Source organism: Acinetobacter sp. AOR01_HL (assembly GCF_027855455.1).
GTDB lineage: Bacteria > Pseudomonadota > Gammaproteobacteria > Pseudomonadales > Moraxellaceae > Acinetobacter > Acinetobacter baumannii.
The window spans coordinates 1-6,366 of record NZ_JAKTIM010000049.1; the positions used below are offsets into that span (position 1 = coordinate 1).

8 protein-coding genes and 4 pseudogenes are annotated in these 6,366 nt (G+C 38.6%); 3 read left to right on the forward strand and 9 right to left on the reverse strand.

Features of this window, described 5'->3' with window-relative positions; all coding sequences use genetic code 11:
* Positions 1–5 precede the first annotated feature (5 nt).
* The 3 genes and pseudogenes from MKL62_RS14830 to MKL62_RS14840 form a co-directional block, all read right to left on the reverse strand.
* A pseudogene (locus tag MKL62_RS14830) lies at positions 6–551 on the reverse strand (IS5-like element ISAba13 family transposase); the annotation flags it as partial.
* Positions 479–784, reverse strand: a complete 306-nt coding sequence (locus MKL62_RS14835) for an AAA family ATPase (protein ID WP_306308260.1) — start codon at positions 782–784, stop codon at positions 479–481. The gene MKL62_RS14835 and the pseudogene MKL62_RS14830, both read right to left, overlap by 73 nt.
* Positions 739–867: an AAA family ATPase gene (locus MKL62_RS14840; RefSeq protein ID WP_002123981.1), complete on the reverse strand. Its 129-nt coding sequence runs from the start codon at positions 865–867 to the stop codon at positions 739–741. The genes MKL62_RS14835 and MKL62_RS14840 overlap by 46 nt, the downstream gene beginning before the upstream one ends.
* Positions 868–1,054: 187 nt before the next feature.
* Between MKL62_RS14840 and MKL62_RS14845 the strand changes: the two genes are divergently transcribed.
* The 3 genes and pseudogenes from MKL62_RS14845 to MKL62_RS14855 all read left to right on the forward strand — a co-directional run bounded on the left by MKL62_RS14845 (position 1,055) and on the right by MKL62_RS14855 (position 2,114).
* Positions 1,055–1,375: a type II toxin-antitoxin system Phd/YefM family antitoxin gene (locus MKL62_RS14845; RefSeq protein ID WP_004704395.1), complete on the forward strand. Its 321-nt coding sequence runs from the start codon at positions 1,055–1,057 to the stop codon at positions 1,373–1,375.
* Between the two features lie 255 nt (positions 1,376–1,630).
* A pseudogene (locus MKL62_RS14850) lies at positions 1,631–1,840 on the forward strand (type II toxin-antitoxin system RelE/ParE family toxin); the annotation flags it as partial.
* Positions 1,827–2,114 (forward strand): helix-turn-helix domain-containing protein, encoded by a 288-nt coding sequence (locus MKL62_RS14855; RefSeq protein ID WP_109850684.1) that lies wholly within the window; start codon positions 1,827–1,829, stop codon positions 2,112–2,114. The pseudogene MKL62_RS14850 and the gene MKL62_RS14855, both read left to right, overlap by 14 nt.
* A gap of 283 nt (positions 2,115–2,397) precedes the next feature.
* Here MKL62_RS14855 and MKL62_RS14860 read toward each other — a convergent pair whose 3' ends face one another.
* The 6 genes and pseudogenes from MKL62_RS14860 to MKL62_RS14885 all read right to left on the reverse strand — a co-directional run bounded on the left by MKL62_RS14860 (position 2,398) and on the right by MKL62_RS14885 (position 6,221).
* Positions 2,398–2,622: a hypothetical protein gene (locus MKL62_RS14860; RefSeq protein WP_005130229.1), complete on the reverse strand. Its 225-nt coding sequence runs from the start codon at positions 2,620–2,622 to the stop codon at positions 2,398–2,400.
* A gap of 38 nt (positions 2,623–2,660) precedes the next feature.
* Positions 2,661–3,203: pseudogene (locus MKL62_RS14865) on the reverse strand (DUF4055 domain-containing protein); the annotation flags it as partial.
* Positions 3,204–3,242: 39 nt separating this feature from the next.
* On the reverse strand, positions 3,243–4,559 hold the full coding sequence (locus tag MKL62_RS14870) for a phage terminase large subunit family protein (protein ID WP_032042750.1): 1,317 nt from the start codon (positions 4,557–4,559) through the stop codon (positions 3,243–3,245).
* Positions 4,543–5,084 (reverse strand): annotated as a pseudogene (locus MKL62_RS14875) (DUF2280 domain-containing protein). The gene MKL62_RS14870 and the pseudogene MKL62_RS14875 overlap by 17 nt, the downstream one beginning before the upstream one ends.
* 59 nt (positions 5,085–5,143) lie before the next feature.
* Positions 5,144–5,785, reverse strand: a complete 642-nt coding sequence (locus MKL62_RS14880) for a putative metallopeptidase (protein ID WP_021511117.1) — start codon at positions 5,783–5,785, stop codon at positions 5,144–5,146.
* A complete protein-coding gene (locus tag MKL62_RS14885) occupies positions 5,754–6,221 on the reverse strand; it encodes a hypothetical protein (protein ID WP_032042733.1) in 468 nt (155 codons plus the stop codon). Before MKL62_RS14885 ends, MKL62_RS14880 begins: the two co-directional genes overlap by 32 nt.
* Between the last annotated feature and the right edge of the window lie 145 nt (positions 6,222–6,366).

Sequence of the window (6,366 nt, forward strand, 5' to 3'; positions counted from 1 at the left end):
CAAATTTAAGTGACAACTCGGGTATGTGGTCTGCCTAAGTCCGTAAATTTATTTAATACTGCCATACGTGCATGAATCTCATTGACTTGGCTTTGAAAATTTCTCGCACTGAGTTTATCCCCCAATAATTTGATGCAATGCATCTTGGTTTCAACCAAACTTCGCCGATGATAGCCTGACCATTTCTTCCAAATAGTTCTTCCTAAACGTTTAACTGTTCGAAGCAACTCATTGCGTTCTAGCGAGCTCATCTTTTTATCTTTCCATGGCTTCGCATTTTTTCTTGGTGGAATCACTGCATGTGCTTGCCGATCCGCAATGACCTGTCGGCACTGTTTGGTATCATAAGCTCCATCGGTATAGACGGAGTCAACTCTCTCATCTTGTGGAATCTGATCGAGTAAATCACCAAGTACCTGTGAATCACTCACATTGTTGGTTGTGAGCTGAACAGCGCGTATTTGTAAGGTTTTAGCATCTATACCCATATGTAATTTACGCCATTGGCGACGATATTCAGGCTGATGTTTTTTACGCTTCCATTCACCCTCATTTGTGGACGCAATAAAGCAATTTGACCTTCTGCCTCAACTTGATCGTCACCTAGAGTAAAAACTCCTTTAACGGTATTTTCTTGATTGAAATTACGATCAATAAAATCTTTATTATAGACTAGAGTTTTTATTGGTTCTTCACCAAGCCATTGAAGTAAACAATGTGTGTAGCCTAATGGTTGATCTATAATTCTACAATTGTAGTTTTTCCAGACCCATTTGCCCCAAATATAAAATTTATCTGCTTTAAACCATCTAATTGTGTTGGTACACTATAAGTAGCAACATTATTTATATAGACTCCAGTAAGCATAGCTTTCCCTATTTTTAATTTGCACGATTTAAAATTTATTTTTTTAGATTATATAGTTACATACAAATATCATCTACTAATTTTAGAAATATATAATAGCCCCATAATAAATAACGGTCGTTTTCTTACATTCGGAACAATATTCTAAAGTGATTTAATTTTTGCCATCCAGTATAAGGTCTTAGATATGAGTCGATTAACTTTTATAAACGGTGCGATTGTTTCTGCGTCTGATGTTCGCAAATCTTGGAGCAAAATTGTTCAATGTGTCAAAGAAAGTCATAAACCTGTTTTTGTTTATACGAAGAATACGCCCGAAGCTGTTGTTCTGAGTTTTGAAGAATTTCAAAACATGCAGGAAATTGTTGAAGCCGTCCGGCGTGAACAGCTAGGACAACAAATGGTTTATGATCTTTTGGATATTAATCAGCTCACTGGTCAACCGATCAAACACATGCTTTTGAACCACAAAGGTGTATTTGAAGAAGTAAATGGACAAGAAAAATAGCTTTTGAGGATATTAGCGGATTCGAGATTAGAGACAAGCTGATTTAAAAGTCATCTTATATTTATATTCGTTGCACAATGAGCTTTGATTTTCGTGAAATAATAGGAAGTGAAAACATTTTCGTAAGTTAACTAGCCCTGATGACATAGAGTTGACTAAGTTTATTGAAAATTACAAAGAACGCTTGGATGTCTATAGAACTATATTAAATAATGCACTGGGTAAAGTAATAGACTCACCCCCGGCGCAAACTTAGGAGAATCTCACACATTACCAATGAGTAAAGGACTATTTGAGTTGCGCTTAAAATCTCAAGAAGGTATTGCTCGTGTTATGTATTGCACACTAGTCGGTAAACGCATTGTAATGCTCCATAGTTTTGTTAAGAAAACCCAAAAAACACCTAAGCAAGATCTAAACCTAGCACTTGACCGCATGAAAGAGGTGAAAAATGCGAATACATGAAGAAATGAAAGCACTTGCATTATCTCGTTCAGCAGTGCGTACCGAATACGAACGAATTGAACGTGAAGAAATGCCCTTGCTCGATATGGTACTTACTGCACTTCGAGAGGCAGGTCTATCCCAAGCGCAAATCGCGGAACGCATGGGAACAAATGTACCTGCCGTTTCACGGCTAGAAAAAGCATTGATCACAGGCAAACCATCACCATCTATTGCCACATTGCAAAAATATGCTGCGGCAATTGGTAAACATGTTGAAGTGCGTTTTGTCTAAATAAAAAAGCACCCTAGGGTGCTTTTTACCAATTCACTAATCAATCAACTTTACACATTTAGCAACAACATCCTGTGCCTATAGACCCTTATCTTTGAAATTACTGTTATACGCACGATCAATATCTCTTAAGCCTTCTTGAATTTCTGCCTTTGATGCATTTTTGTCTGTTAGTATTTCATTCCTTAAGCTTTCCTTGGAAACCCCTTTAAGCCTTGCATCCATTATAAGAGACTGATTATATGCATCCTTTACACACTCATTGCGCTATTTTAAAGATAATTTATTTGGAGTGCAGTGTGCTTCCCAAATTATTGCAAATTGAATAACCACCGTAGCTATTCTTAGAATTTACCTCTCCGCAATATCCTTTTATATTTTGGAATTGGGCTGAATCAGAATCTTTTAAGGTGCTTAAGATAGCTTCTTTTGACTCTTTTTCCACCTTTGAGCAACCATTAATCCCTACCAAACCAAGAACTAAGCTTAAAAAAATAATCTTTTTCATATAATATCAACACCTTAAAATTAGCTAATAATCCTGTTATGGCCAAATTCATCTTCACTATTATCAAATTGCTCCACGAGCACCAAAAGCTTTAAATCTTTTCGCCCACCAATGCTGTTTTCCTTCCAGTTAATGATTGAAAGCGCCTCATAAAGCGCAAAGTAAGGAACCCCATTGGAATCAACATCCACTAGCAAACCACAACGACCAAATACTAGAAGTTCAAGACAAATTCTAATGAAGAGCTGTTTAAGGCCAAATCCATCATTGGTTGCATTCTCTATTAAACCCTTTAACAGAGAACTCTCAATTACGATGTTAGGTTCCAGCTTTGAAAATAAACCAATCATCGTGCGTAATGAATCCTGAACCCATAATGGATACTGAGCGCGACTTAGATAGGCTTTATAAATCTCTCCAGTCGTATCTCCTTGCTTTTCAGCCTCAATCATTCCGGCCGATTTAGCTAGGTATTTAGTTTGTGCATGTTTAATTTGCTCTTCACCTGCTACGGCGTCACGCATAACCAACCAGCTTTTTTGTGCAGCAATATACTGCGGATGTTTATCAGTAACTGCCATAAAAACACCAATAAAAAATCACCTGTAAAGGTGCATTGTTTAAGACATCCCGCGAATTCTTCGAACTCCAACAGATTTCTTGTCGATCGGGAATAAATAAGCGATTGGATATGTACCTGCATCATTCATATGGTCAAAACCGGCACTCTTATCCGGCTGTCCATAATCATCATAGATTCGTCGCTCTAGGCATTTAGCAAAGTGAGGACATTTATCTACATTTACGAATAATCTGCGCTCAGATAATGTATTGCAGAGCATACCGTTCATTGAGTTAATACGATCTTTTACTGCTGGATTTCGACTATTCACATGAACTTTAAAACCTGCCTTTCTTAATAAAGCCAGATCTGTCTCACTAGCATTACTCGACTTTCGATTCTCACCTGAAGCATCGGGATAAACTGCAACCTCGTGATTAGGATATCGCTCTTGGATAGCCTCAATCATTGCTGGAGTATCGAATAGATTAAAGAACTCATCTACCGCATGCATATGCTCACCACGGCGAACATATACCACAGCAGCCATTTTAGTTACGTTGAAGTCCATTCCCACATGAAGAACATCATTAACCTTAACTGTTTCACTTGATGCACTTAGCAACCGGTTAAAACAATAGTAGATGACACCTTGATAGCTCTCAAAGCTTGCTTCATGTTCCTGACTAAATGTCTTAGGATCCATTTTGCGTTTAGCAACAATGATTTCAAACTCAGGAATATTTCCACCTTGTAATGAAGTGTAAGAAAAGCTTTTACAGTCTGGTTCATGCCCTGGCTGACCATCCATGAATGTGTCATAACAATGGTTAAAGCCTTTAGGCATACCAATTCTTAAAACATGGCCACCAACTCGCTGTTCGCCGTTCACCATATACTTACAGGTAGAAAGCATCGGGCGAAGCACTTCTTCCCATGCAGCCCATTTACAGTCGGCCCATTCATCAATAATTAAGAAAAATAAACCAGATCCACGAAGGTCATCATAGTTATCTAGACCAACGACACGGATAATATGGCCACTTCTTAAAGTAATTGAACATTCAGTTTCATTAGGCTTACCAGCTCGCCAAGATGCTGGAATAGCTTGTTTTAGTCGCTTCCAGAAAACCCGTTTTGCTTGCTTAAAGGTAGGCGCTGCATACCAGATTTCATCCTCTACCGAAACATTCCATTTAGCCGCTAGTCTTGCGGCTCTTCGCATTTCCGCTTTGGCCAAGAATGTTTTACCGAAACGTCGGCCACAAACAGCATCACGTAATCGGGCTTCTTTTTGCCAGCCCCACAAATAAATATTGGCTTGCTTAGGCGTTAATTGAACTGAACCTTCTGGAGGATTAAAGCATTGGCTCATTTGGTATCTCCTCATCAGGATTCAGCACAAGCTTGTAATCCTCTTCAGGTGGATTTACCTCACGTTGTAACTTCAGAAGTTCAAGTTTTTTAATCTCAAGTTCTACTTCAGCTTTAGTTTGGTTCGCTTCAGAATTACCACCTTTATTATTTTGTTCCCCCTTCTTCTCATAAAACCCTTTCATGATCTTTTGTATTTGGTCCACGATCTTAATTGTCATGGTCACATTGTTTTTTTAGTCCAAAGCAAATCACTTAAAATCTTCAACTGAACAATGTCATTTGCTCCACTGATTTTATTTAGTGGCTGACTCAAATACTCTTCCCGTGTATTTTCGAAAATTTCTTTGAGTTCCTTACTTAAATCTCTCCCAGCAAACTTTGTAGGGTTATATGACTCTACCTGCTGTCTCGAAACATCAATGTCAAATTCCTCCTTGACGAGACTTACTGTTTCTTGAGGGGTGTTAAACACAGCAAGCGATTGTACAATAAAGAGTTTCTGCTTTTTGTTTAATGTCGCCATTTCTCTCTATCCGTCAAGGTACGTCAAGGAAACATGGCAAAAAAAATGAGCCAAAAGGCTCAGGTAATTACACAGTTTCCACAGCATTTAGAAATATCTAAATCAGAAACAAACGGCGGGTTTTTAGCGACTTCAACAAGCCGCTTAACACTGTCATTAGCTCCCCAGCGCTTAACAACACCGATGAACTCTTCCACATCGTGGCCAGCTAAATAGTGCTTTGGTAAGCCAGTATGATCGCTGTAAATAATCTCACCGTCCGAATCTCGCTCTACACCAATGTGATAGAGCTCATGTTCAAACAAAGCACAAAACTCGTTATCGTTTGCCTTTTCACAAAAGCTTGCATCGATAGTGATTAAGTAAATTGGAACAAAACCGAACCAATCACGCATTTGCTGCTCTTGACGGGCTTTCTTCCAGCCGCCTTGTTGAAACATAACCTTTTCACATTGGCCGAGCACCATGCGCTTAGTTCTCGTATAAGCAGTAGAAGCCCATGCAGAAGCCAAAAACCCCTCATTGTCATGAAGCATCTCAGCGATATGGTCATGATCTGGATTATGTAAAGGTCCACCAAGTGTAAGAAAATTAGCAACTACCCAATTTTTTAAATCAGACGCAGGTACTATGCGAATCGCTTCCTCTTCATCTGCTTGGTCAATAAAATCAGTTGGAGGAAATGGTGTGATCTGATCCATTAAATATTTGCCTCTTTAAATTTTTTAGCCATTCACTAGCGTATTCAGTCCGTAACTGCAAAGGTCCAGACTCATCAATGCAGCATCTTGAAGCTGTCTCTATGCGAACTACGGTGTAGCCCATCTCTTCAGCCACATCGTAACGATCAAGACTACAAGCTTTATTTTTAAGTTTGCCCTTTCGTCCACCTGACCAGGGACCGCCAGCAATTTCAACTAAAATACGATGTTCAATTAAATGAAAATCAAAACGCCAATGCTTTGTTGATTTAAACTGGAATTTCTTTTCGTATTTAATTTCCAGATTGTCTAAAGCTTCAGTAAATTCTTCCTCTGCCTCTAAGTACTTTTGAGTAGCTTTAGGTAGCGGTCTGGATTTAGGCTTGGTTTTAGGTTCTTTTTTCCGAGTAAGCCAAAAGTATTCTGTAGAATCCATTATTCTCACCCATAAAAAAACCGCCCTAAGGCGGTGGCTAAACTCACAGGCAATATAGTATTACTTCTTAAAAGTTGCCTTATAAAGCTTTGAATTAAAGTAATCCGTAATTTCTTTACCTTCGGTTTGAATTTTTTCCTCATTT